The sequence below is a fragment of the Bartonella japonica genome (assembly GCF_040545385.1).
Lineage (GTDB): Bacteria > Pseudomonadota > Alphaproteobacteria > Rhizobiales > Rhizobiaceae > Bartonella > Bartonella japonica.
Map to the genome: position 1 here is coordinate 1 of NZ_JBEPLT010000009.1, position 24,751 is coordinate 24,751.

The window sequence follows — 24,751 nt, forward strand, 5'->3', positions numbered from 1 at the left end:
GAGAGGGTTTGTGATGAGAAAATCTTACTATATTCGGAGGTCTAATTCAATATGAATAACGACAAATTATCTATATAAATCAATGTGTTGAATTCTCTTTGAGGTACTAGAGGATATAAAACCAGCACATATTCTATCATTTTGAGCTTTTATTATAGGGATTTGAGCTTTCATTATAAGGGATCTTTGTAACTCATTTTTAACTTATTATCGACTTTATTTGAACAATTTTCTCAATCGTATAAATTTTTTTTGGTGAAAGATAATATCCTCAACTTTGTATCTCAATTCCACTAGGTTAAATACCCTTTATTTTCTAAAGCGTTCAATAGAATATTTTTATACTTGTCTTTTCTTGTTCACTTCTCAAAAAGAATAAGTGCTTCATCCCTTTTTCATATTCATGACAAATATGTTTGAAAATACTCAATATTCCCCCTTTGTCTTTATCTTAAAAATTAAAAATGCGCTGTATGTTAGTCTTTCTCTTAGATCATAAGAGATTTTTACCTTCAGGAAGATGCAATCTATAATGTCTTTTTACATATTTCCTTTTTAAGATTTCTTCTTTACATCTTTTCGCTTAAAACCTTGCTGCCTCTGTATTTCTGTATTACAATGGAAGTATCTGTTTATATCACCTAGCATAGAAAATACGGTTTTAGATGGGGAGTGAAATAATGTCTGATCCCAACGATTCCATCTTACCGCCTCTGAACTGGCTATCTGACCAAAATCTTTCAGTACCAGAAAACATCCGCGATTGGCTTATGGAGTTGGGTTCAATGACTCTTCGATTGAAGAAACACTGCACCTGCCTACGCGTCGAACCACAACGTGAATGTTTTATTACGCGTGATAAATTGCAAGAACAAGGAGAAGCCGAGCATTTATCCAACAGTGCACGTTATTGGCTACGTGAAGTTGTATTAATAGGAGATAACCAGCCTTGGCTTCTTGGACGCACTGTAATCCCAGAAGAAACCCTACTCGAACACAATCAAGCAATCATGCAGTTGGGTAATGTTCCACTGGGACATTATTTATTTAACAGCGGTAAACTAACCCGTGATTACATTCATATTGGCCAACGAGGTGCATTATGGGCACGCCGTTCTCGTTTACGATTAACAGATAAGCCTTTATTATTAACCGAACTGTTTTTAACAGCTTCACCAATTTACGCAATAAACCCCACATAAATACCCCCACATAAATAGAGAATACTCTCCTTCTCCATGTCGCGACACAGCACCCGTGAGTAGTATAGCTAAAAACCATTGACACCATCACTTTCCACTTATGAATGTATAATCCAACAGCAGCATATTTGCCAGCTCATGGTATTGCCGACAACCTTGCATTAAGACAGTTCATAAGAGATATTTTTAGTCCTTTTTAAAGTGATTTTGCACACACACCAACTCCGCTTGTGGCATGAAAGCGAATGATTTTGATTGATTGAATATAAACAGATTTGAATGAGTAAAACTTACAATATTCAGAACTCTCATTCAATATACAAAACAGTAAATTATCATTATAAACCAATATGTTGCTATTAAAAGAAGTTTATTGATTTTTATATTTTTTAAAAGATAAAAACATAAAATCCTCAAATCTATCTCAACAGCATAACGTTCTAAAATTCTTTTCAAAGTTCTTTTTGAATCCTCTCAATTCAAAAATTTTACTTTTGAAAAAGGAATAAAAGATCCCTCTTCTCTTAGAAGAGTTATTAAAACATAATAAAAAATCGTCTTTAATAGTATTGTTGTGTGTAATATTAACAAAATTAGCTCTATTTAAATGAAGAACTTTAAAATACGACAGTTAATAATAAGAAGTATTTTAGAATATCTAAATAATTAAATATATCCGGTAAAATTCGCAATTTATATGAGAGCGATTTTTTTACTACCTTATTTTCTCGAAAAGACTTCCTAGATTGCAGACAGTAGATTTTTATAAAAGGTGACATACCCGTAGTCCTTCCAAAATGAAGCAAACACTTTGAAGAAGTGTAAAATAATCACACAGAAAGAGATAGATTCTTTCTCCATAAGTAGAAGAAAACCCTAGTCTAGTTGGCGACAAAACATTCCCTTATGATAAATGAAATAAGCATTGCTTATCCGCTTATCTCTATGTTCTTGAAAAACTTGATGAGTTCCTTGTTATAAAAAATGCTTTTTACATCTTATGACTCATTCTAATTTTTCACGGAGGCTCTTGCATACTTTAGAAAAGTTCATTTATCCTGCATAACGTTCCTTAAGCCATGCCATAACTTTACCGACATCACGTAATTTTTCAGCCTTTGTTTGTGCTAAGGCTTCCAAAAGCGCCTGTTCAACCTGCACTTCATCAAGCTGATAGGGAAGAAATTCACGAATGATTTCCATTTCCACTTGCCCTTTTTCTACTAACTCCAAGCAACCAGATTCTTTATAAATATGCATTGCCTTCTCACGCTGTTGAAGCATTTGTGTAAAGACAAACTGGATCTGCTTACCATTCACTTCTCGTTTTTCGTCACCACTTTGAAAACTATCACGATCTTTCACTGCAGCACTCATTAAACGAAGTGTAGCAAGACGTGTACTATCTTGTGCTTTCAAAGCAACTTCAAGTGCCCTATCAATCTGCTCACGTAACATGAATTTACCCAATTTATTCAAATGGAAAAGCAGCTTTTAGCCAACCTTTATATATCTTGCAATGCATAGTAAAAAAAATAATGAGCATACAAAGTCTCAGAAAATCTAAAAACAGGACTTTACCTCTTCGTAGAATATACTATACTTCCTGTCCCAAGCGAAACATTGCAAGAACAATATACAGAACCTCTGTTATGGTTGTGCTTTTTGTGTAACGTTGGTATTATCCTTTCAGATAATAACGATACCCTTCAGATAATAAATTGTAGGTGCATACTATGACACAAATTATCCCATCTTGCGATTCTTGGAGTGTAAAAAAGCCTACAGCCCTCTTAATACTAGCCGATGGCATAGTTATTGAAGGTAAAGGTGCAGGTGCTACTGGCATTGCTGAAGCTGAGGTGTGTTTCAATACCGCTATAACCGGCTATGAAGAAATCCTCACAGATCCATCATATACGCAACAAATCATTAACTTCACTTTTCCTCACATAGGAAATGTAGGAACAAACAACGAAGATATTGAGGATCTTACTCCCCTCAACTGTCATGGTGCGGTTGGTGCTATTTTCAAAGCAGATATTACGCATCCCTCTAACTACCGTGCAAATAAAAATCTTAATCAATGGCTTGAAGCACGCAAAATTATTGCACTTTGTAATATTGATACACGTGCACTCACCATTCTTATTCGTGAAAAAGGTGCACAAAATGCTGTCATCGCCCACAACCCTGATGGGCATTTTGATATTCCCGCTTTAAAAAAACGAGCACAAAAATGGTCTGGTCTCGTTAACCTTGACCTTGCGAAAGATGTGACATCTCAATCATTAAAGCAATGGAATGAAAAGCCTTGGGTATGGAATGAAGGATATGGTACAAACGATGTGCATAATCTTCATATTGTTGTGATTGATTATGGTATTAAACGTAATATTCTTCGTCTTCTGGCTGCCCAAAATGCACGCATCACTATCGTACCTGCACACACGAATGCAGAAGAAATTCTGGCAATGAATCCTGATGGTGTTTTTCTTTCTAATGGACCAGGTGATCCAACAGCTACAGGTGAATACGCTGTTCCAACAATCAAAACATTGATTGACCATAATCTACCACTTTTCGGTATATGCCTTGGTCATCAACTTCTCGCTCTTGCTCTTGGTGCAAAAACCATAAAAATGCATCAAGGACACCACGGTGCCAATCATCCTGTTAAAGACCTTAGCACCGGAAAAGTTGATATTGTATCAATGAACCATGGCTTTGCTGTAGAAACAACATCTTTACCACAGCATGTCCAAGAAACCCATATTTCCCTTTTTGATGGTTCAAACTGTGGCATTCGGATGATTGGAAAACCCGTTTTTTCTGTTCAACATCACCCTGAGTCTTCTCCTGGACCACAAGACAGCCACTACCTCTTTCAACATTTCTGCGATCTTATAGTGGATTACAAAAAACAGTTTAACTAAAGTGCTGCTCTTTTGGATTCTCTCCTTCAGATTATACTTGTTTTTTTTCAAGCAAACATGTTGCTTTGTTAATACCACAAAAATTCACATCACGAAAAGTGCAATCTACTTAGAGATACAAGTATCATTTGCTTTTTGCATTGCACAATCAATTAATGATCTATTACAGAACGCCAAGTGGTATCCTGAAACTTTCTTTCACGATCAATATTGTTACAATAAATGAACTGCAAGAAGCATTTAATTTTGAACACCCCAATATACTGGTTGAATCAAATATCTTGTAAAGACTATACTACCCTGCAGAAGATCTAAAGAAGAAATGTAGTAAAAAACCTTAAAATAACGAGAAATAAAAACAAGCATGCTCTTATCTATGTTGCTTCCTATAATATATATGAAAGCCATTTTTATATAACGGTTTTTTTTATAATAAAAATTATTTATTCTCTAAGAACTATCTGCCTATTAAATTACAAATAAATATGTAAAAAACATTTTAATACTTACTTTTTTCGTAACTTAACCTATAAATTATTTTATCCTCAAAGCTTAATACTGTCTGCAACAAAATCCACACGAATATTCATTATAGAGAAAAATCATTGTCAAAACATATACAGTATAAAATCTATTCTTAATCATTAGATGCGGGACCTATTATTAATCAAAAACATGAATTTTGCTATTTCAAGTATACAATCTTGTAAAACATTAAAAGAAGAAGATTATCGAATTATTTTGGTTAATTCTAACTCTGACACCATTATGACAGATCCATATTTAGCTGATATGGCTTTATATTAAACCTATCACCCCTAAAGTCATTGCACAAATTATTTTCCGCAAATGTCCCAATGCTCTTTTACCAACTATGAAAAAACAAACAGAACTCAATACTGCACTGCTTTGTCATTAAAGCGTATGAGCATTTAGACCGCTATCATGTTGAAATGATAAGTAGCCAATACCGATACTATCGATAACAACTGAACATAGTGCCCTCTTTCACAAGGCTACGGAAAAAATCGGTTTGGAAACACCGCATTCCATGTTAACCAATGTAACTAGAGCTTAAAGAAGAAAATCGCTGACTACATGCAAAAATACGTGACGAACTTAACGCAAAACTCTCTGAGGGAATACATTTGACCAAACATCGGAAGATGCTTGAGCGTAATTGGCGAAACATAAAGACTGATCATCAGTAACATTATATTGTACATATTTATATTGCATATGCCACTGCAAAAATGATTCAGGTTCTTGATATTGTTGGATTCACAATGATTACCCTTCCTTCATTCACACTTGGTAATTAGGTGGTGGAATTTCTTACAACTCTTCTGAATTTTATAAACTTATTTTCTACCCCTTGGAAATAAACCGTAAACAAAAATTCAATAAACATGGAATGCATTTAACTATTTTGAGAATACCATGATTAGTGTTATGATATATATCTTCTTACCTTTAATATTATTATCTTCAAAAACTCATCAAAAATTTGGTATCAAAATAATAACTATAAAATTCCTTTTAAAATAATATTTTATCTTTTTATATCAACATACTATAAACTCAAATGAATACAGTTAAAATATTTCACGTAAAAATAAATCATATTTTATTGTATAAAATATGATCTCATATAAAATAAGCATTTTTATTTAAATAATTGTTAGTATTTTAAAGTATTTTTCTAATAAAAATATATAAAATAATTTTTATTCTTATAATATTAGAAATATACATCCCATGTGTAATTTGTATAATATTAAAAGTTGTAAAAATATCTATTTAGGTTATGCTTCATAATATGCTATCATTAACTCAACGCCAATCTAATCAGCATAGGTGAAATACTACCTTTAATGACGATTAACCGGCAAGCTATTAATTCAAAAATGGTGTATAAAATGCGAAAAATATTTCAATTAATTTTACTCTCCGCGTTGGCCGCAGGATGTGACGTTCAGAATTCTGATAAGAACAAGGATATTCCAGAAAATAAAACGGAGATACAACAAACAACTAAAGTAAACCTAGATCCATACACTGTAAATAAACTGAATACCCTTCTTGAAAAACGCTCGAAAGCTGATCACAATGAGAGAGGAAAAATGATTGATTTACTTTCTAAAGATTTTTTAGAGACACCTTACCAAGCAAATATGTTACATGGCTCAGAAAATACACCAGAAGAACTAATTATTGATTTTAGAGGTTTAGATTGTTTCACTTATCTGGACTATGTTGCAGCATTATCGCAATCAACATCACAAACAGAATTCATAAATAACGTCATACGGACGCGTTATGTTGATGGTAACGTTAGTTTTTTGAATCGGAAGCATTTTTTCACTGACTGGGCTTATAGAGAATATAAAATCGCTACTGACATTACCGCTCAAATAAGCCCTAACGCAGTAAACACTGAAAAATATCTCAATAAAAAAGCCGATGGCGGAAACTATCTTCCCGGACTACCAGTTGTTAAACGCAATATAACATATATTCCTAGTAAATTTATTAACGAAGAAGTTATAAATCATTTACAAACTGGTGATTTCATTGGTATTTATACTAAATTGGCTGGGTTAGATGTAACCCATGTAGGTTTTTTTATCATGACAGAGAATGGTCCAATGTTCCGGAATGCTTCTTCACGAAAAGAAAATGAAAAAGTCGTCGACTCTCCTTTTATGGATTATATCGCGAAAACACCAGGAATTATTGTTTTAAGAGCCCTCCAATAATCTATATGGGGGTAAATGCCCCCATATTGCCATATATACTGAAATTATTAAGCTAAATATTAAATTCGTGTAATCTATATATCTATAATATATTTATTTATACTTTTAACAATAGAACAATTATTTTTATCTGGATTCATATACTAATAAAATATCGTACTTATTACTTATCATAAAATTGAAAATTATGTTCATGATTTTTATATTATTTTACTTTTAATATATCATCGAACTTATTTAAACAATAAAATATAAGTAATTATAATTTAGAAATTTATAATAATAGAAATATTAATAATGATAAAAATTATTAGTATTATATTTTATCATTCAAAGTTTTACTGTTATACAAATAACAACTTATCCTTTATTTATCAAATAATATACTTGAATATTTAAAATATGCTATGAATTATTATTTTATTAAAGATCATATTTTCACATCCCCAAAGAAGATATTTAGCTTCCACTCTATGAGAAAAAAAACATGGAAAAGGCATTTTAGTGCTTACTTTCTTTGTCACTTAACCTATAAAACTACTTTAGCCTCAAAATTTATGCTGTCTGCAACCATCGCACACGAATATTCATTATAAGGAAAAATCATGCCTAAACGCACAGATATAAAATCTATTCTTATCATTGGAGCAGGACCTATTGTTATTGGACAGGCATGTGAATTTGACTATTCAGGTACACAAGCATGTAAGGCATTAAAAGAGGAAGGTTATCGCGTCATTTTGGTTAATTCCAATCCCGCGACTATTATGACAGATCCAGATTTAGCCGATGCAACTTATATTGAGCCGATTACTCCCGAAATAGTTGCACAAATTATCGCTCATGAGCGCCCTGATGCCCTGTTGCCCACTATGGGAGGACAAACAGCACTCAATACAACTTTATCCTTAAAACGTATGGGTGTTTTGGACCGTTATAATGTTGAAATGATAGGTGCTAATGCCGATGCAATTGATAAAGCTGAAGATCGTGCTTTATTTCGCAAAGCAATGGCAAAAATTGGTTTGGAAACACCACGCTCTATGTTAGCCAATGCAACAGAGCTTAAAGAAGAAAATCGCCGACAGCACGCAAAAATGCGCGACGAACTTACAGCAAAGCTTTCCGGTAATGCACTTGACCAAGCATTGGAAGAGCTTGAGCGTAATTGGCGGCACACAGAATCTGATCGCAAACAACACTATATAGCCCATGCAACAGCAAAAGCAGTTCAAGCTCTTGATGTTGTTGGGCTCCCAGCGATCATCCGCCCTTCATTTACACTTGGTGGAACAGGTGGTGGAATTGCTTACAACCGCTCTGAATTTTATGAAATTATTGAACGTGGTCTTGAAGCTTCACCGACAACAGAAGTTTTAATTGAAGAAAGTGTTTTGGGATGGAAAGAATATGAAATGGAAGTTGTTCGCGATAAGAACGACAACTGTATCATTGTTTGTTCTATTGAAAACATTGATCCGATGGGAATCCATACCGGTGATTCCATTACTGTAGCCCCTGCTCTCACTTTAACTGATAAAGAATATCAACGGATGCGCAATGCTTCCATTGCTGTCTTGCGTGAAATTGGTGTCGAAACTGGTGGATCCAATGTACAGTTTGCAGTCAATCCTGAAAATGGCCGCCTCATTGTTATTGAAATGAATCCGCGTGTTTCTCGATCTTCAGCGCTTGCCTCAAAAGCAACGGGTTTTCCCATTGCCAAAGTAGCTGCTAAATTGGCAGTTGGCTATACGCTTGATGAATTAAAAAATGATATCACGGGTGGTGCAACACCAGCATCATTTGAGCCTTCTATTGACTATATTGTTACCAAAATTCCTCGTTTTGCCTTCGAAAAATTTCCTGATTCATCTCCTGTCTTAACAACTGCGATGAAATCGGTGGGAGAAGTTATGGCAATTGGGCGCACTTTTCAAGAATCTCTGCAAAAAGCGCTTCGTGGACTTGAAACAGGTCTTACTGGTCTTGATGAAATTACGATCCCTGAACATGCTGAAGGTGATGAAAAAAGCTCTATACGCTCTGCTATTGCAATACCAAGCCCTGATCGTCTGCGCTACATAGCCCAAGCAATGCGTGCAGGTTTATCCTTAAATGAAATTCATCAAATCAGCAAAATTGATCCATGGTTTTTGAAACAAATAGCCTCTATCATTGAAATGGAACAGCGCATCCGTACCAATGGTCTTCCCCAAAACGCAGATAATTTCCGTATGTTAAAAGCCATGGGCTTTTCAGATGCGCGTTTAGCCACACTTACAGGACAAGAGCCAGATGATATTTCTGCTTTGCGCAAATCTCTTAATGTGAAGCATGTTTTCAAACGGATTGATACTTGTGCTGCGGAATTTTCTTCACCTACAGCCTATATGTATTCAACCTACGAAGTTCCCTTTGCTGGCGTAGAATGCTCGGAAGCGCAAGTTTCTGAGCGTAAGAAAATTGCTATTTTAGGCGGGGGTCCAAACCGTATCGGGCAAGGCATTGAATTTGACTATTGTTGCTGCCACGCTGCTTTTGCTCTCCGTGATGCAGGCTTTGAAGCTATTATGATTAACTGTAATCCTGAAACCGTCTCAACCGATTACGATACCTCTGATCGTCTTTATTTTGAATCTTTAACCACTGAAGATGTTATCGCTATTTTAGAAACAGAACAGGAAAAAGGCGAATTAATTGGCGTCATTGTCCAATTTGGTGGACAAACACCCCTAAAATTGGCAAGCGCTCTAGAAAAACACAAGATCCCCATTTTAGGTACTTCACCCGACGCTATCGATTTAGCGGAAGATAGAGATCGCTTTCAAAAATTGCTGTTCAAGCTTAACTTAACACAACCTAAGAATGGTATTGCTCATTCGGTCGAACAAGCGCGCCTCATTGCCCATGAACTAGGCTTCCCATTAGTTGTACGCCCTTCCTATGTTTTAGGAGGGCGTGCTATGGAAATCATTCGCGACGAGCGTAGTTTGCAAAATTATTTGTTTGAGAGTGTTCCTGAACTGGTTTCAGAAGACATCAAAGCCCGTTATCCCAATGACAAAACGGGACAAATCAATATATTACTTGGTAAAAATCCACTTTTATTTGATACCTATCTGACGGAAGCGATCGAAGTTGATGTTGATTGTCTATGTGACGGTGAAGAAACACTGGTTGTTGGCATTATGGAACATATTGAAGAAGCAGGTATCCACTCTGGTGATTCAGCCTGTTCTTTACCAGTCCATACACTCTCCCATGAAACAGTCACTGAATTAGAACGTCAAACCAAAGCATTAGCTCACGCACTTCACGTTTGTGGCTTAATGAATGTACAATATGCTATTAAAGATGGTACAATTTATGTCTTAGAAGTAAATCCCCGAGCTTCACGGACTATCCCGTTTGTTGCCAAAACAATTGGCCGCCCCATTGCAAAAATGGCAGCACGTATTATGACAGGAGAAACTCTCCACCAAGTTCTTGAAGCTTATGGTGGATTAGTCTCAATCCAGAAAAAACAACATATTGCTGTTAAAGAAGCTGTTTTTCCTTTTGCACGTTTTTCAGGTGTCGATACGCTTCTTGGTCCAGAAATGCGTTCAACTGGTGAGGTTATGGGACTTGATTATGAATTTTCCCTTGCTTTTGCTAAATCCCAACTTGGAGCCGGTGTTGAACTTCCCAAAGAAGGAACTTTATTTGTTTCTGTGAGAGATGAAGATAAAAAACGTATCTTAAATCCCGTAAGAATTTTAACTGAGCTTGGTTTTTCTATTTTAGCAACAAGTGGAACACAAAAATTTCTTACCGAACATAATATTGAAGCAAAAAAAATTAACAAAGTGCTAGAAGGACATCCCCATATTGAAGATGCTATTCGTAATCGACAAATTCAATTGATTTTCAATACGACCAGCACTGCCAGCGCTATCTCAGACTCCAAATCACTACGTCATGCCGCACTGATGCAAAAAGTCCCTTATTATACAACAATGGCCGGAGCGGAAGCTGTCGTAGAAGCTATCAAAGCACTTAAAAACAATCATCTTGAAGTACGCTCACTGCAAAGCTATTTTACGTGATTTTCTTGCTATGATACAAAGCATGTTTTCCTTATATTCTGTATTTTCTTTGTATAAAAATATCGATTAAGACTTGCTTTTTACCCAAAACTTCTTTATATGAAAATTATCGGACTTTCGGTTATGTGACTTTCTTTCCTGTGCAATCTGCACTTTCAACGAAACTTCTCCCACCTAATTTCGATTTCAAATTGTATTGAGGGCTTTGCGCATTCAGTACACTATATAATATATAATTATCCTATTTTAAGGAGTCTTCTATGTCTACAGGAACAGTTAAGTGGTTTAACACAACAAAAGGTTTCGGATTTATTCAACCTAGCGATGGAAGTGCCGATGTATTTGTGCACATTTCCGCTGTTGAGCGTTCAGGTTTAAACCACCTTAATGAAGGACAAAAAGTTTCTTATGACGTTCTACAAGACCGTCGTTCCGGAAAATTTGCTGCAAGCAATCTTTCTACACTTTGATCTTTAAATTCTACAACAGTTATAAATCTTTGTCTTAACAGATGAAGATTTATTTTTTATGAGCGTGATTTACTTTTATAAAGCAAATTATGAACTCTTTTATTTACGCAATAATCAAGATATTCCTCCCCTTCTCTTTAAATCCTTCAGATTTTTTCTCCAAAATTTCAAAAAACAATAATAAGATCATAAGCATCAAAATGGCAGCCACCTAATAAGCTTATATTACTACCCCTTATGCGTGATAATCTTAAGAGATGGCGTTTTGAAAAAAGTAAAATGTCTTTCTAAATTTATAATACAACGCTATGCATTTTTTAAGAATTGCAATACATTTTTCGTATTTCCCAACTCAGTAGGAACATTCTAAAAATACGGGTTCTATAGCTTCACGCCAAATGGAATAATAAAAAGACAAAAATTTATCAGCGTCGGTTTGTCCCATTGCAATCACCTCTTCTATGGGAACAAGGAAATTTGTCTCATCACAACCATTTGCATCATATTGCTGACGATTTTTTAAACCCTTGCGTGAAATAGCAACAACCTGACGAGCTATTTCTAAAATGATAGTCTGACGAAAAGGTGTTCTTAATCCTTCTTTAGGAACCCGTTTGCGCATATCCCAAACTTCTTCAAAACACCAATCTTTAGTCAAAGCCTCTGCATCATTAAGAGCTTCACTATCATAGAGAAGTCCGACCCAAAAAGCGGATAAGGCACAGATACGTCTCCAAGATCCACAATCCGCACCTCTCATTTCTAAAAACCGTTTTAAACGTACTTCGGGAAATAAAGTTGATAAATGATTAATCCAATCTCCCATATTTGGTACTGAATTTGCAATTTTTTCTTTTAATGCCCCATTCATAAACTGACGAAAAGTTATATGTGTACAATCATAATAACGTCCGTCACGCACAACGAAATACATTGGTATGTCAAGTGCCCATTCAACATAATCTGCAAAACCAAAACGATCTGAAAATACAAAGGGAAGAACCCCAGTTCTTTGATTATCAGTATCACACCAAATTTCAGAACGCCAAGATAAAAAGCCATTTGGACTCCCATCTGTAAAAGGGGAGCTAGCAAATAATGCTGTTGCAATAGATTGTAATTTCATTGATACTTGCATTTTTCGCCGCATGTCAGATTCAGATGAAAAATCCAAATTAACCTGAATTGTTGAGGTGCGATACATCATATCAAGGCCACTACGACCAACTTTTGGCATATAATCAGCCATAATTTGATAACGTGATTTAGGCATTCGCGGTGTTTCAACCAATGACCACTTCGGACTAGCACCCATACCAAAAAAACCAATCCCCAATGGCTCTGAAATTTTTTTGAGAAGAGCTAAATGCTCCATTACTTCACAATAAGTATGACCAATTGTTTTTAACGGTGCACCAGATAATTCAAATTGTCCTCCAGGTTCCAGAGAAATAGCCCCTTGCCCCACTGATGACCCTACGAGCCCAATAATATTCCCTTCATCTAAAATAGGTTTCCATCCCAAAGCTCTTTGCATTCCTTCTAAAAGAACGCGAATTCCCCTTGTGCCCTCATAGGGAACAGGACTAAAATCAGCTATATAGAACGGAAATTTCTCATGTTCTGTACCGATACGCCAATCATTTTCTGTTTTACACCCCCCTTGGAAATAACTCACCAAGGAATCTAAGTTATAAATTTCACTTTCATCAGTTATATCAAGTGCCATAACTTACTTTATCCCATCATCAGTTCCATCATTTTAAACAAATCCTGTAAAATGATTCTATAGTTTACTCAATCCGTTGACCAATCCCCTAAAGTAGCATTAAGAAGAGCCAAAGCAGCAACAGCTGCAGTGTCAGCGCGTAAAACACGCGGACCTAACGATATCGGAATTACAAAAGAGTGTTTTTTTAAAAACTGCTGCTCCTCTCTACTAAACCCACCTTCTGGTCCAATAAGGACACCTAGTCTCGTCACTTCACGCCTTTTTAAAAGAGACAATAAATTATGCGATTTATGCGTTTCATCACAAAAGAATAAAGGCTGTGTTTCATCCCAATGCGATAAAAGTTCTGACAACGACACAGCGGGTAAGCACTCAGGCAAAGATAAAATACCACACTGCTCAGAAGCTTCAATGACATTAGCCTCCATCCGCGCCATATTAATACGCGTAACCTGTGTGTGATGCGTTACAACAGGCTGCAAAACAGACGCCCCCATTTCTACAGCTTTCTGCACCATATAATCCAAACGCGCATTTTTGAGTGGAGCAAAACAATAAATAAGACTCGAATGCGCTGTTTGTAATCTTTCTTGATGGATAAGCCGAACCACAACAAACTTTTTTCCAACAGTGATAAGTTTAGCAAGCCACTCACCATCCTGTCCATTAAAAAGTAAAATTTCAGCTCCTTCCTGCATACGCAAAACACGTATAAGATAAGAAGCTTGCGCTCCCTCTATTTTTATTTCTTCATTCAAAGCAAGTGGCTGTAGAATAAAAAGTCTTTTAAGTTTGTAATTTATACGCATAAAAATCGTACCAAATTCAGATATAATCACCTAAAAAATGAAGAGAAATATATAACAAAAAGAAAAAAATATATCTATAAAACTATAGAATTTTTTAGTTTTATGAAATAATAGTGGGAACAAATAGAATTCTAAATGATTCTATCTTTAATTCTATAATAATATACCATGCACCCTTGCATTTAGTATTTAATTACATGATTTAGAGAGAAAATATGTCTGCTAAAAAAGCAACACTCATTACCATTACCACATTCCTAGCCTTTATTCTTATTACCTTAGGCATCGGTTCCGTTGTTGCAGATGGAAAGCACACAACTATCACGGATGGCTACGGCATTTCTTCTGAGATTCAATAAAAGTATGCTAACTTATTCCTAAAACTTCATATCAAGATAATTTTCTAACATTTTTATCCACAATGAAAGGTGATACTCAATTTATATCACTATTCTTTCTAACCCAAAAATTGCCGCGATCTTGCTCTGTAGAACTAAGAGAAAAAACAAAGGGCTGTGCGAGACTGTTAGTAAGGCATTCAACATCTTTGCATAGAGTATCTGAACGATTTCTTTTTTGTAACTGTGCTTTCAATATCAATCCATTTTGCTGATCTTGAGCGATAGCAGTTGCTATTGTACCCTGAATGAATAAATTCCAATCCATTATATGCATTAATGACTCTGTAACCTTTATCATACCATCTGAAAAACTGGTTTTAATATCCCAACGGTCAAAGGTTGTTGAAAGAGCATTATCGTTCTTTAAAAGGAATTGCTCATTTTCTGAAAGTCTTGAGTATAAATCGTGTACATCATATCCTAATAGCCGTCCAGAAGACATATTGATTTCTAATTCCCCTTGCATTTTTGCAAAAACTTCCGACCAAGAACTGGCAAGCGTTCGCATCGTCATAGTAAAGTTAGCTTTGGTTTGTGCAAATGGGACAATTCCTAGAACCTCTGAAATATGCTGCATTTCAACAGAAGTACCTGAAAAACGCCCTTCACCTCGCATTTTTTCATCAGATGATGTAACTTCGATATTGCCTTGAAGCGAGCCACCAAAAACATTAGCATGTCCAAGATCAAAAATGCCATGCCCATTTTTCATTTGTATTGCGGCAGCTAAATGAGTAAGCGCAATGTTCCCTATTTTTGCTTGTGGAGCAGAGAGCCTAATATCTATCCCAATATGGTCAAAAATTGTCATATCAAGGGATGAATTTTTCTCTTTAATTGGAGAAAACATCGATCCCAAGAGATTAAAATCTAAATTATCAAATGCTAAAGATCCCATTACAATCGGAACATAATCTTGGAAATCAAGTTTCAAAGCTCCACGCGCGTTTGCTGTACCCATAGTAAATGTAACATTATCCATTTGGATATGCATTGGTTGTGCTAAAAAATGAGACTCCCATACAAGAGGTGCTTTTAATTCATATCCCCCAAAATGATTACCTCCAATCCAAGTTAATGTCTGATTCCAACTTGGCGAACGCATTGATACCTTTCCATCAAAAATATAATATTCAGATAATCGTGCCTGACCGATAAAGGTGATACCACCACGCACAGAATTAAAACTTGCCTTAACTTGACTTTTCCCTCCTGCCAAAAGCAACAAAGCTTGCTCAGCATCGATTGATAATTTTGTCAATTCTCCACGCCAACGAGCATCTGCACGAAACCGTGCTGCCTGCATTAATTCCGGCCAATCTAAAGTTGCATTTAATCCCGTTATTTTCTCTGCTACACTAGAAAAATCATCATGATATACAAGCACACCATCTTCAATGATAATCCGCCCAAAAGGTTGATTTAAAAGGTGCTTCATATCGGGTTGATGAGGATTATGCTTCAATATTTCACGAGTGTTGCGTATCGCTGATCCTAATACACCTTGTGAACGCGAAAATTGATCAAAAAAATCTGCTACTGTTTTAACAGGCTTTTCCATAACAAATTGTGGATGCACAATACGCGTTTCTGAAAAAGAAACAGATCCCCAAAAGAGATCTATCAAAGAAAGATCAACCTCTATTGATTCAGCTTCCATTAACGGTGAAGCGTTATTCATTTTTGATGTTAATGTAACACCAGAAAGAAATGCTTTAGGATAAGGAAAGAGATTCAATCGTGGTGGATCACGCAATTGTACATGATACCCCGTCCACGTACTTAAATCCTGTGCTAAACGAATACGAATCGCATCTGTTGACACAACATAAGGTAAGACAAGAATACCAACTACAAACAAAAAAATAACTGTAATAAAAATTCCGCTCAAAAATTTTATTATTCTGACGCGCACAATCTTCCTCTACATTTTCAGCCCTATATCAGCCATATAACAGATTAAAAGTAAATCTAAATGATTGTTAAAAAACTTTTTATGTTTTTAAAATTCGCTCTATTTCATTCAATAGATTAATTATTCTTGTTCTTATCCAAAATTTATGAGAACAGCAATATTGTTGCTTCTTTACAAAGAAATTATTCTAAAGTCCTTCAAAATTATAAACTATATAAAAATTATAAACTATATAAACGTTATCGAACCACTCTTACCGTTCTCATATGAATATTGCTACAAAGTTCTATTGTATTATTAGAAAATGCTTTACAAAGAAACAAACAGCTACCTGAAAGGATCTCTCTCATGAATAATATTATCGATGGAAAAAAGCTTGCTGAAGAGATTATTGTGAAAATTAAGGCTGAAACAACAAAACTCCGCACTAAATATAATATACAGCCAGGTATTGCTGTTATCATTGTTGGAGACGACCCTGCAAGTCAAATATATGTTACCTCAAAGAGCAAAAAGGCCGAAGAATGTGGTTTTTTTTCAAAAAAACATATGATTTCCAAAGAAACACAAGAAAAAGAACTCCTTCAACTCATTGCAACATTAAATTCTGATCCTAAAATCCATGGTATTTTGGTGCAACTTCCCCTTCCTGTCCATATTAATACCAACCATGTAATGCAAGCTATTGCTTTCCAAAAAGATGTTGATGGTTTTCATTACATCAATTTAGGAAAACTCGCTGCCAATGCACTTGAAGATGCTATCATACCCTGCACACCAGCGGGAGCCATGATGATGATTGAACAACAATGCGGACGAGATTTATCCGGTCTTGATGCCGTTGTTGTTGGGCGCTCTAATATTGTCGGTAAACCTATGGCTTCCCTCCTAATAGCAGCGAATGCTACTGTGACGATCGCTCATAGTCGTACCCGTGATCTTGATGATGTATGTCGTAGCGCCGATATTTTAGTCGCCGCCGTAGGACGCCCACAAATGATTAAAAAAGACTGGATTAAAAAAGGTGCGATTGTTATTGATGTTGGCATTAACCGTATTGTAGCACCAGAAAAAGGTGTGGGGAAAACACGTATCGTTGGTGATGTCGATTTTGAAGCAATAAAAGAAAAAACCACCGCGATCACTCCTGTCCCTGGAGGGGTTGGGCCTATGACTATTGCCATGCTTATGGTAAATACGCTTAAAGCCGCTGCTCGAGCACATAATTTGCCTGTACCCAAATTTTAAGCACTTTACGAAATTTACCGCACACGCATTACTTTTTTCTTTTCCCGTTTTGTTTACACCATAAAAACAGAAGCTCCTTGATCTGCACAATTAACAGATTGACGAAAAACTCGAAAGAACTCGCGCTCAACCCCATATTCATTTTCCAGAAGGTCAGGAAATATGACCGTTTGAGCGCTCAATTGTGCTATATCTTCCAAAATAGCTAACTTACCCACATAAGTATCCAAGCAAACGATATCACCATCCTACAAGCAACGCAATGAGACTATTATCGCAAAACTTCTGATGTCACATAAATTGCAGCAGGGATTTTTCCTGATGCTCCAGACATACGTCCGTCCATTATTAATGCTCCCTTTTGCCTCTGATCTTGTAAAAGACCTAAAATTATTGTTCGTCTGTGCAGTTCTGGCATACCATTGGATTTTTGTTTTTGATAGAGAATAACAGCTATAAAATCTCTATTATTCAACATTCAAGCTTTAAAAGCCTGTTGGAGTTCCTCTTGATCATTAAAGATAAGGATTTGAGATTCAAATCCTCTAATGCTTAGATTTACAGATGAAAATTTCATGACAGCTGTTCCTAAATTTCCTAACAAAACACCAATACCACCATCAGGTTGGAACGGCTTTCTCTACTCCACTAACACCTTATGATTACCATTTTCATTGAGAACAGACTCGCGCACCACATAACCATCAGCACAAAATTTGACATCAATTGCATAAACATTAAAATATTTATCAGAAACTGTACAGATATCTTCATGCCCTAAGCCAGCCTCAATGAACTCACAAATAATAAACTCCATCCCACCAACTGCATGAAAATGATTTATATCAGCTAAACCATTAAGATAAATACGTTCTAAAAGAAGAACAATTGACGAAATTTCTACAATATCATGCCATGCTAAACGAATACCGCAAGCAGCAGCAATAGCAATCAAATGAATCGCATGATTGGGTAGATTCTCCTGTTGCACTTAATCACACAATAGCATTCACAAAAGAACGCTCATTAACTATCATAGCAAGAGGTCTATAATCACCGATAAGAACTGTCATTTCAAAGAACACGCTGAATTTTTTCCTTTGTTAAAACATCACGCAATGGTATATTCGCATTGATGAAAGAAGCTAAGCATGTGTAGCCCCGCCATCCCCAGTACCACCTGATTTAAGTTATAAATCTCATAAAATGTACATGTTCTAGATCCATGATAAGAACGTGCTTCTTATTCCGGTAGTGTTTGGCGATCTATTTTATTTTCTGGATAAAGCTGACATATTTTTACTTTTTATCATTGCCTTGATTACTGGACTTGCAGGAACAAAAATTCTTAGTAAATGACCAAATGTTAGCATCCCAATCATTAAACTAGGTATGATTTTATCACAAACCCAAAGATACAACGCGGCATCAAACATATCGTGTGAAAACCTATAGCCATCGCAATCACGTCACGTGAAAAAAGTGAAAGTTCCATACTAGCGTACTCTTGTGGTACGTCATCACATATTATAGGCACAACACCTGCCACCTGTGCCACACCGCCCGCCATACAGGCAGACTCTTTAATTAAATGAGGAAAAGACTCAAAAGGCTGATGAGCTGATGAGCTGATGAGCTGATGAGCTGATGAGCTGATGAGCTGATGAGCTGATGAGCTGATGAGCTGATGAGCTGAAACTATATCATCATACCTAACAATAATACCAATATTTTCAACGATATTACACTTAAAATACTCTTTATCTATTTGACCACAAGCTGCAAAACCATGGGGCTCTGATTAGCATACTTCAAAAAACTCCGATTTGGGCGATTTTCCCGTGCTTTAGCAATATGGTCTAGATAAATTTCCCGTGTTGGTAGAGAACGTTTATAAATCTTCTGTGTAACGGTATCAATTGTTTTGGAAAGTGCCATGTTTATCCCCCCATCACTTACGCATCCCATCATCAAAGATGAAATTGCTCTCTACTACATTCGTATCATGGTTTTACTTCACTTATTTCATTTGCATCTGGTGACCAATAAACTTGAACAAGATGATGAGCATGACGCAAAACTGCTCTAATAGGCATTTCCATTTCAGGTCCATCTTGACAAGCGACTTCAAAACAATCGCGTTTTTGATCACCTTCAAAATGGAGAATAATACAACGAGACTGTATGATAACTGGCAAAGTCAACGAAAGTCTTGGTTCAGGAGCACTCTTTGCATAAAGTGGTAAAACAAGTGCCTGCGTTTGAAGATCAAGCGCTTGCTTCAAACGGTCAGCACTAGGAAAAAAGGAAGCAGTATGTCCATCCGTTCCCATTCCTAAAACAGTAACATCAAAGGGTCTCGGCAAAGTATTGATACGAATCGCTGCTGAAAAAGCAGCAAGCTCAGCAGTAATTGCTTTATGATAAAGTCCTACAAAATGCGCTTTAGCTGCAAAGTTTTTCAATAAATGACATCGTACCATATGTTCGTTAGAACGCTCGTGATGTACAGGAACAAAACGTTCATCAACCAAAGTAATAATAATATTTTGCCAATTAATATCAGCTTTTGATAAATAATGAAAAAACAATTCTGGTGTTTTACCACCAGAAACTGCTAGAATTGCTTTTTTCCGCTCAAGAACAGACACACTAAGCTCTGCCGCAACACGGTCAGCCAATGCTAAAGCTAAGGTTGTCGGTGTTTCAAAATTTAAACGATCAATATTCATTCCATGCATATTTATTGCTCTAAATTAAATTGTTCCACATACGTCCATCATGTTCCATTAAAAATGCCGAAGCAGACGGTCCCCATGAACCAGCGCTATAACCATGAAGAGGCTGTTTTATTGCCTTCCATCCTTCAAGAATTGGATCAATCCAACGCCAAGCAGCCTCAACTTCATCACGACGCATAAACAATGTTTGATCTCCACGAATAACGTCCATCAATAATCGTTCATAAGCATCAGGATTACGCTGAGAAAATGCAGATGCAAAACTCATATCCAATGGAATATGACGAAATCGCATACCACCAGGCCCAGGATCCTTGATCATCAACCACTGTTTTACACCCTCATCAGGTTGAAGACGAATAATAAGCCGATTAGAAAAAATCTCATCCGAATAAGTATTAAAAATATTATGAGGGATAGGTTTAAAAACGACAACAATTTCAGATATCCTCGTGGACATACGCTTACCAGTCCGTAAATAAAAAGGTGTATCTGCCCAGCGCCAATTATTAATTTTAACTTTTAACGCCACAAATGTTTCACTCTTACTAACCTCTTTTCCTATATCATCAAGATAAGATCTCAGAGTAATACCATCCGATAAACCAGAAAGATACTGTCCACGTACGGTATTTTTCTCCACATTATGAATATCAAGAGGTGTTAAAGAATGCAAAACTTTCAATTTTTCATCGCGCACAGCATTTGCAGTGTTAGCAAATGGAATTTCCATTGCAACTAAACAAAGCAATTGTAGCATATGGTTTTGTACCATATCGCGTAACGCACCTGCACACTCATAATATTCTGCACGTCCTTCTATCCCCAAAGACTCAGCAACCGTTATCTGAACATGATCAATATAATTAGAATTCCATAACGGCTCATAAAGCGTATTAACAAACCGCAACGCCATCAAATTTTGAACAGTTTCTTTACCCAGATAATGATCAATGCGGAAGATCTGACCTTCATTAAATACTTTTGCAAACATATCATTAAGTTCAACAGCTGTTTTTATATTCCAACCAATGGGTTTTTCGATGATAATCCGTGTTTGTGGAGTTACCAAACCGCTCTGCCCTAATTTTATTGTGATCTTATCAAACAGTGACGAACCAACCGCAAAATAAAATGCTCTGATGTCAGCTGGATCTTTTGACAATAATAGAGCTAAATCCTCCCACCCTCGGTTTGAAGCAATATCAATAGACACATAAGTCAAACGTGCAAGGAAACGATTGAGTTCAACTTCGTTTAGATCTTTTGGATGAACATATTGCTTTAAAGAAGCGCGAACAAAATTTCGATATTCTTCATGACTTAATAAAGAACGTGAAGCTCCAATGATACGTGTTTTTTCACGAAATTGCCCCACACACTGACAATGATAGAGAGCAGGTAAAAGCTTGCGCAATGCCAAATCACCATTGCCACCAAAAACAACACAATCAAAGGGAGAAACTGGAATAATTTTACATGCCATGAACTTGTTTATTTTCCCATTCGATTATGAAAGCTGAAAAAATGATAGACGCTTCCAATCGTTAAAACAGACAGATACAAAACAAGCCATCGATTTTCTCTATTTCAAACAATATTCCATTAAAAATGATCCATCAAAGAAAACCAATGCATTGCCAAAAATACAAGTGGATAACGCAAAATTCTTCCACCTGGAAATGATGAAATCTTCAGATCTTGAAAATAGGAAAAGCGCTCGCGCTTGCCTGTTAGCCATTCAGCGTATAATTTTCCTATAAAAGGTGCAAGCATTACTCCATGCCCTGAATAACCTCCACAATAAATTATTCCAGGTAGAAGTTGGCGAACATAAGGCATACGTTCAATTGTTATAGCAACTGTTGCCCCCCAATGATGAGTCAAATTTATAGATTGTAAATGAGGATAAATTTCAGTGATTTGCCGTCTTATACGTTTATCTAAATTTGTAGGACACTGATTATCATAACTTTCTACCCCACCAAATAATAAGCGATTATCAATAGTTTTGCGAAAATAGCGAACCATAAAACGAGAATCATCTACCGATTCACCTCCCAGTAAAATTGAATTGTCTTCTGGTAATGGTTCCGTTGCTCCAATATAAGAACGAATAGAAAAAATATTTTTCTCAACAAAATGCTGAAGTCCAAGTTTATACGCATTGGTTGCCAATAAAACATGCTCAGCCTTTATGTTGCCTTGTTCTGTTATCACTTTCCAATGACGCCCATTGCGCTCTACTGCACTGACTTTTGTCTTTTCATAAAGCTTAGCACCAGCACCTTTTGCTTTTTTTGCTAAATAAACAATCAATTTTAAGGGATTGATATGACCAGTGTCTGCATCATAAATGCCACCACAATAAAAAGACGAACCAAGCCGCTTCACTGTTTCATCCCTATCCATAAAAGTGAGACCATGATAACCATAACGCTGCATCGTCTCAACATGTCGTTGATAAGATACAAGCATACGCTTTTTATGTGTAACAGACAATTGTCCTGTCATAAAATCGCACTGGCAATCAGACATCGAACACCAAGATAAAATATCCCTTTTGGCTTCTTCAGCTAAGTCAAAGAGTGCTTTACTTCGCTCAAAATCATATTTTTTCTCTAGGGTTTCCACCCATTGTCGTTGCCCCGTTCCCAATTGCCCACCATTGCGCCCTGAAGCCCCATCACCAAAACGTGAAGCTTCAAACAAAACAACACATACTCCAGCCTTAGCTAAATGATAAGCAGCTGAAAGCCCTGTAAATCCCCCTCCAATAATCACAACATCACACTGTTTCTGTCCATCAAAAAACGGATAGGAAGGACGTTCTTCCAAACTGTCTTCATACCAAGAAATACCTGGAGAAATCGGATTATAATTAATCATCGTGATAAAGCTCAAACATTAAGCAAGAGATATTCGCGCTCCCAAGGGCTAATCACTTCCATAAAAGTCTCAAACTCTTGCCGTTTAATTGCAGCATAAGTGCTTACAAATACATCTCCTAGAATAGCACGTATTGCTGTATCTTGCTCGAATAAATTAACTGCTTCAATGAGTCCGCGTGGTAATTCAATGTTATCAGTATTCACATTACTTGTTGTTGGCTCATCTGGTTCTAGATTTTGCTGCAAACCAATAAGACCACAAGCCAAAGAAGCGGCAAGCGCTAAATAAGGATTAGCATCTGACGAAGGAAGCCTATTTTCAACACGCCGCGCCTGTGAAGAAGAACGAGGCACACGAAACGCCGTGGTGCGATTATCATACCCCCATCGTAAATTAACAGGTGCCGAAATATCAGGCATAAGACGTCGATAAGAATTTACATAAGGAGCAAGCATCACAAGTACCCCAGCCATATGTTTTTGTAATCCACCAATAAAATGGCGAAAACAAGCACTTTCCCCACCATCCTTTTGTGTAAAAATATTCATACCTGTTTTCTTATCAACAACTGATTGATGAATATGCATAGCAGAGCCTGGCTGCCCTTGAATAGGTTTAGCCATAAAAGTCGCGTACATATTATGCTTAAGTGCTGCTTCACGAATTGTTCGTTTAAACATAAAAACCTGATCAGCTAATTCAATTGGATCACCATGACGTAAATTAATTTCAAACTGTCCCGCCCCTTCTTCATGAATGAGCGTATCAATTTCTAACCCTTGTGCTTCTGAAAAATGATAAATATCATCAATGAACTCATCAAATTCATTCACACCAGCAATTGAATACCCCTGGCCTCCACCAATTGAACGTCCAGAACGACCAACCGGAGGAACCAAAGGATAATCAGGATCGGGATTCTTTTCTACTAAATAAAATTCAATTTCCGGTGAAACAACCGGCTTTAATCCCATTTGCGTGTAGAAATCTATGACTTTTCGCAAAACATTTCGTGGCGTATAATCTACAAGCTGTCCATTCTGATACACAAGATCACAAATCACCTGTGCAGTAGGCGCTTCTTCCCATGGCACAATACTTAACGTAGAAAGATCAGGCTCAAGACGCAAATCACCATCAGCTTTGGGATATTCAAAACCATGCCCATCTTCAGGATAATCTCCTGAAATTGTTGCTATAAAAACAGCTGAAGGCAATGCCAACGATGTTTCTGATGTAAATTTTTTAGAGAGCATCATTTTGCCACGCGGAACGCCTGCTTGATCAGGTGTAATACATTCAATATCTTCTGCATTACGGAAAGCAAGCCACTGCGAAACTTGCTCCCAATTATCTACACCACGTAAATTTTTAAGAAAATGAGATACAGGCTTAGAACCTTTTTTTTTCATTTGTTTATCATTTTTCACAGCCATAACATACCAACTTACAACACAATCAATTCCCGTTATTATGGTACCATTCTACGCATAAATGTCACAAAAAAAATTTTAATCAACTTAACTTTTATAGAATGTATAATATCTATCAAGGT

At 36.4% G+C, this 24,751-nt stretch carries 15 protein-coding genes and 2 pseudogenes; 8 read left to right on the forward strand and 9 right to left on the reverse strand.

What is annotated here, in order from left to right:
• Window positions 1–677 precede the first annotated feature (677 nt).
• Window positions 678–1,202, forward strand: a complete 525-nt coding sequence (ubiC, locus tag ABID39_RS04895; RefSeq protein WP_354186732.1) for a chorismate lyase — start codon at window positions 678–680, stop codon at window positions 1,200–1,202.
• A 1,053-nt stretch (window positions 1,203–2,255) separates the two neighbouring features.
• Here ubiC and ABID39_RS04900 read toward each other — a convergent pair.
• Entirely contained in the window at window positions 2,256–2,660 is a 405-nt protein-coding gene (locus ABID39_RS04900; protein ID WP_354186624.1) for a GatB/YqeY domain-containing protein, read from the reverse strand.
• 278 nt (window positions 2,661–2,938) lie between these two features.
• Between ABID39_RS04900 and carA the strand changes: the two genes are divergently transcribed.
• From carA to ABID39_RS04925, 5 genes and pseudogenes are all read left to right on the forward strand, one after another.
• On the forward strand, window positions 2,939–4,138 hold the full coding sequence (gene carA / locus ABID39_RS04905) for a glutamine-hydrolyzing carbamoyl-phosphate synthase small subunit (protein ID WP_354186626.1): 1,200 nt from the start codon (window positions 2,939–2,941) through the stop codon (window positions 4,136–4,138).
• 659 nt (window positions 4,139–4,797) lie between these two features.
• Window positions 4,798–5,519, forward strand: a pseudogene (locus ABID39_RS04910) (carbamoyl phosphate synthase preATP-grasp domain-containing protein); the annotation flags it as partial.
• Window positions 5,520–6,057: 538 nt separating this feature from the next.
• The gene (locus tag ABID39_RS04915; RefSeq protein WP_354186734.1) at window positions 6,058–6,897 is read left to right on the forward strand and encodes a DUF1460 domain-containing protein; all 840 of its coding nucleotides are present in this window, start codon (window positions 6,058–6,060) and stop codon (window positions 6,895–6,897) included.
• Window positions 6,898–7,502: 605 nt separating this feature from the next.
• The gene (carB, locus tag ABID39_RS04920) at window positions 7,503–10,988 is read left to right on the forward strand and encodes a carbamoyl-phosphate synthase large subunit (RefSeq protein ID WP_354186628.1); all 3,486 of its coding nucleotides are present in this window, start codon (window positions 7,503–7,505) and stop codon (window positions 10,986–10,988) included.
• Between the two features lie 260 nt (window positions 10,989–11,248).
• Window positions 11,249–11,458 (forward strand): cold-shock protein, encoded by a 210-nt coding sequence (locus ABID39_RS04925; protein ID WP_354186630.1) that lies wholly within the window; start codon window positions 11,249–11,251, stop codon window positions 11,456–11,458.
• Window positions 11,459–11,810: 352 nt separating this feature from the next.
• Here ABID39_RS04925 and ABID39_RS04930 read toward each other — a convergent pair whose 3' ends face one another.
• Together ABID39_RS04930 and ABID39_RS04935 are read right to left on the reverse strand one after the other, a co-directional pair.
• Window positions 11,811–13,187, reverse strand: a complete 1,377-nt coding sequence (locus ABID39_RS04930; RefSeq protein WP_354186632.1) for a glutamate--cysteine ligase — start codon at window positions 13,185–13,187, stop codon at window positions 11,811–11,813.
• Window positions 13,188–13,255: 68 nt separating this feature from the next.
• Window positions 13,256–13,999: a 16S rRNA (uracil(1498)-N(3))-methyltransferase gene (locus tag ABID39_RS04935; protein WP_354186634.1), complete on the reverse strand. Its 744-nt coding sequence runs from the start codon at window positions 13,997–13,999 to the stop codon at window positions 13,256–13,258.
• A 215-nt stretch (window positions 14,000–14,214) separates the two neighbouring features.
• On the opposite strand from ABID39_RS04935, the gene ABID39_RS04940 reads away from it, so the two are divergent.
• Window positions 14,215–14,358: a hypothetical protein gene (locus ABID39_RS04940; RefSeq protein ID WP_354186636.1), complete on the forward strand. Its 144-nt coding sequence runs from the start codon at window positions 14,215–14,217 to the stop codon at window positions 14,356–14,358.
• A 76-nt stretch (window positions 14,359–14,434) separates the two neighbouring features.
• Here the strand turns inward: ABID39_RS04940 and ABID39_RS04945 are convergent, their stop codons facing one another.
• Complete coding sequence (locus tag ABID39_RS04945) at window positions 14,435–16,315, reverse strand: AsmA family protein (RefSeq protein WP_354186638.1); 1,881 nt, start codon at window positions 16,313–16,315, stop codon at window positions 14,435–14,437.
• A 348-nt stretch (window positions 16,316–16,663) separates the two neighbouring features.
• Here ABID39_RS04945 and folD point away from each other — a divergent pair, with 348 nt between their 5' ends.
• Window positions 16,664–17,563 carry a bifunctional methylenetetrahydrofolate dehydrogenase/methenyltetrahydrofolate cyclohydrolase FolD gene (folD, locus tag ABID39_RS04950; RefSeq protein ID WP_354186640.1) on the forward strand — a complete coding sequence of 300 codons (900 nt, stop codon included), beginning with the start codon at window positions 16,664–16,666 and terminating at the stop codon, window positions 17,561–17,563.
• A gap of 53 nt (window positions 17,564–17,616) precedes the next feature.
• Here folD and ABID39_RS04955 read toward each other — a convergent pair.
• The 5 genes and pseudogenes from ABID39_RS04955 to ABID39_RS04975 form a co-directional block, all read right to left on the reverse strand.
• A pseudogene (locus tag ABID39_RS04955) lies at window positions 17,617–19,501 on the reverse strand (dihydroxy-acid dehydratase domain-containing protein).
• A 65-nt stretch (window positions 19,502–19,566) separates the two neighbouring features.
• Window positions 19,567–20,304: a 6-phosphogluconolactonase gene (gene pgl, locus ABID39_RS04960; RefSeq protein WP_354186642.1), complete on the reverse strand. Its 738-nt coding sequence runs from the start codon at window positions 20,302–20,304 to the stop codon at window positions 19,567–19,569.
• 10 nt (window positions 20,305–20,314) lie between these two features.
• Window positions 20,315–21,790, reverse strand: a complete 1,476-nt coding sequence (gene zwf, locus ABID39_RS04965) for a glucose-6-phosphate dehydrogenase (protein ID WP_354186644.1) — start codon at window positions 21,788–21,790, stop codon at window positions 20,315–20,317.
• A gap of 119 nt (window positions 21,791–21,909) precedes the next feature.
• On the reverse strand, window positions 21,910–23,193 hold the full coding sequence (locus ABID39_RS04970) for an NAD(P)/FAD-dependent oxidoreductase (RefSeq protein ID WP_354186646.1): 1,284 nt from the start codon (window positions 23,191–23,193) through the stop codon (window positions 21,910–21,912).
• Window positions 23,194–23,204: 11 nt separating this feature from the next.
• The gene (locus tag ABID39_RS04975; protein ID WP_354186648.1) at window positions 23,205–24,632 is read right to left on the reverse strand and encodes a glutamine synthetase family protein; all 1,428 of its coding nucleotides are present in this window, start codon (window positions 24,630–24,632) and stop codon (window positions 23,205–23,207) included.
• Window positions 24,633–24,751: the final 119 nt, after the last annotated feature.

Excerpts from the sequence above, each read along its gene's own strand:
- ABID39_RS04925 (WP_354186630.1), top strand. The coding sequence starts at position 11,249 with ATGTCTACAGGAACAGTTAAGTGGTTTAACACAACAAAAGGTTTCGGA.
- zwf (WP_354186644.1), bottom strand. The coding sequence starts at position 21,790 with ATGGCATGTAAAATTATTCCAGTTTCTCCCTTTGATTGTGTTGTTTTT.
- carA (WP_354186626.1), top strand. The coding sequence starts at position 2,939 with ATGACACAAATTATCCCATCTTGCGATTCTTGGAGTGTAAAAAAGCCT.
- carB (WP_354186628.1), top strand. The coding sequence starts at position 7,503 with ATGCCTAAACGCACAGATATAAAATCTATTCTTATCATTGGAGCAGGA.
- folD (WP_354186640.1), top strand. The coding sequence starts at position 16,664 with ATGAATAATATTATCGATGGAAAAAAGCTTGCTGAAGAGATTATTGTG.
- ABID39_RS04935 (WP_354186634.1), bottom strand. The coding sequence starts at position 13,999 with ATGCGTATAAATTACAAACTTAAAAGACTTTTTATTCTACAGCCACTT.
- pgl (WP_354186642.1), bottom strand. The coding sequence starts at position 20,304 with ATGCATGGAATGAATATTGATCGTTTAAATTTTGAAACACCGACAACC.
- ABID39_RS04975 (WP_354186648.1), bottom strand. The coding sequence starts at position 24,632 with ATGGCTGTGAAAAATGATAAACAAATGAAAAAAAAAGGTTCTAAGCCT.
- ABID39_RS04940 (WP_354186636.1), top strand. The coding sequence starts at position 14,215 with ATGTCTGCTAAAAAAGCAACACTCATTACCATTACCACATTCCTAGCC.
- ABID39_RS04915 (WP_354186734.1), top strand. The coding sequence starts at position 6,058 with ATGCGAAAAATATTTCAATTAATTTTACTCTCCGCGTTGGCCGCAGGA.
- ABID39_RS04970 (WP_354186646.1), bottom strand. The coding sequence starts at position 23,193 with ATGATTAATTATAATCCGATTTCTCCAGGTATTTCTTGGTATGAAGAC.
- ABID39_RS04900 (WP_354186624.1), bottom strand. The coding sequence starts at position 2,660 with ATGTTACGTGAGCAGATTGATAGGGCACTTGAAGTTGCTTTGAAAGCA.
- ABID39_RS04930 (WP_354186632.1), bottom strand. The coding sequence starts at position 13,187 with ATGGCACTTGATATAACTGATGAAAGTGAAATTTATAACTTAGATTCC.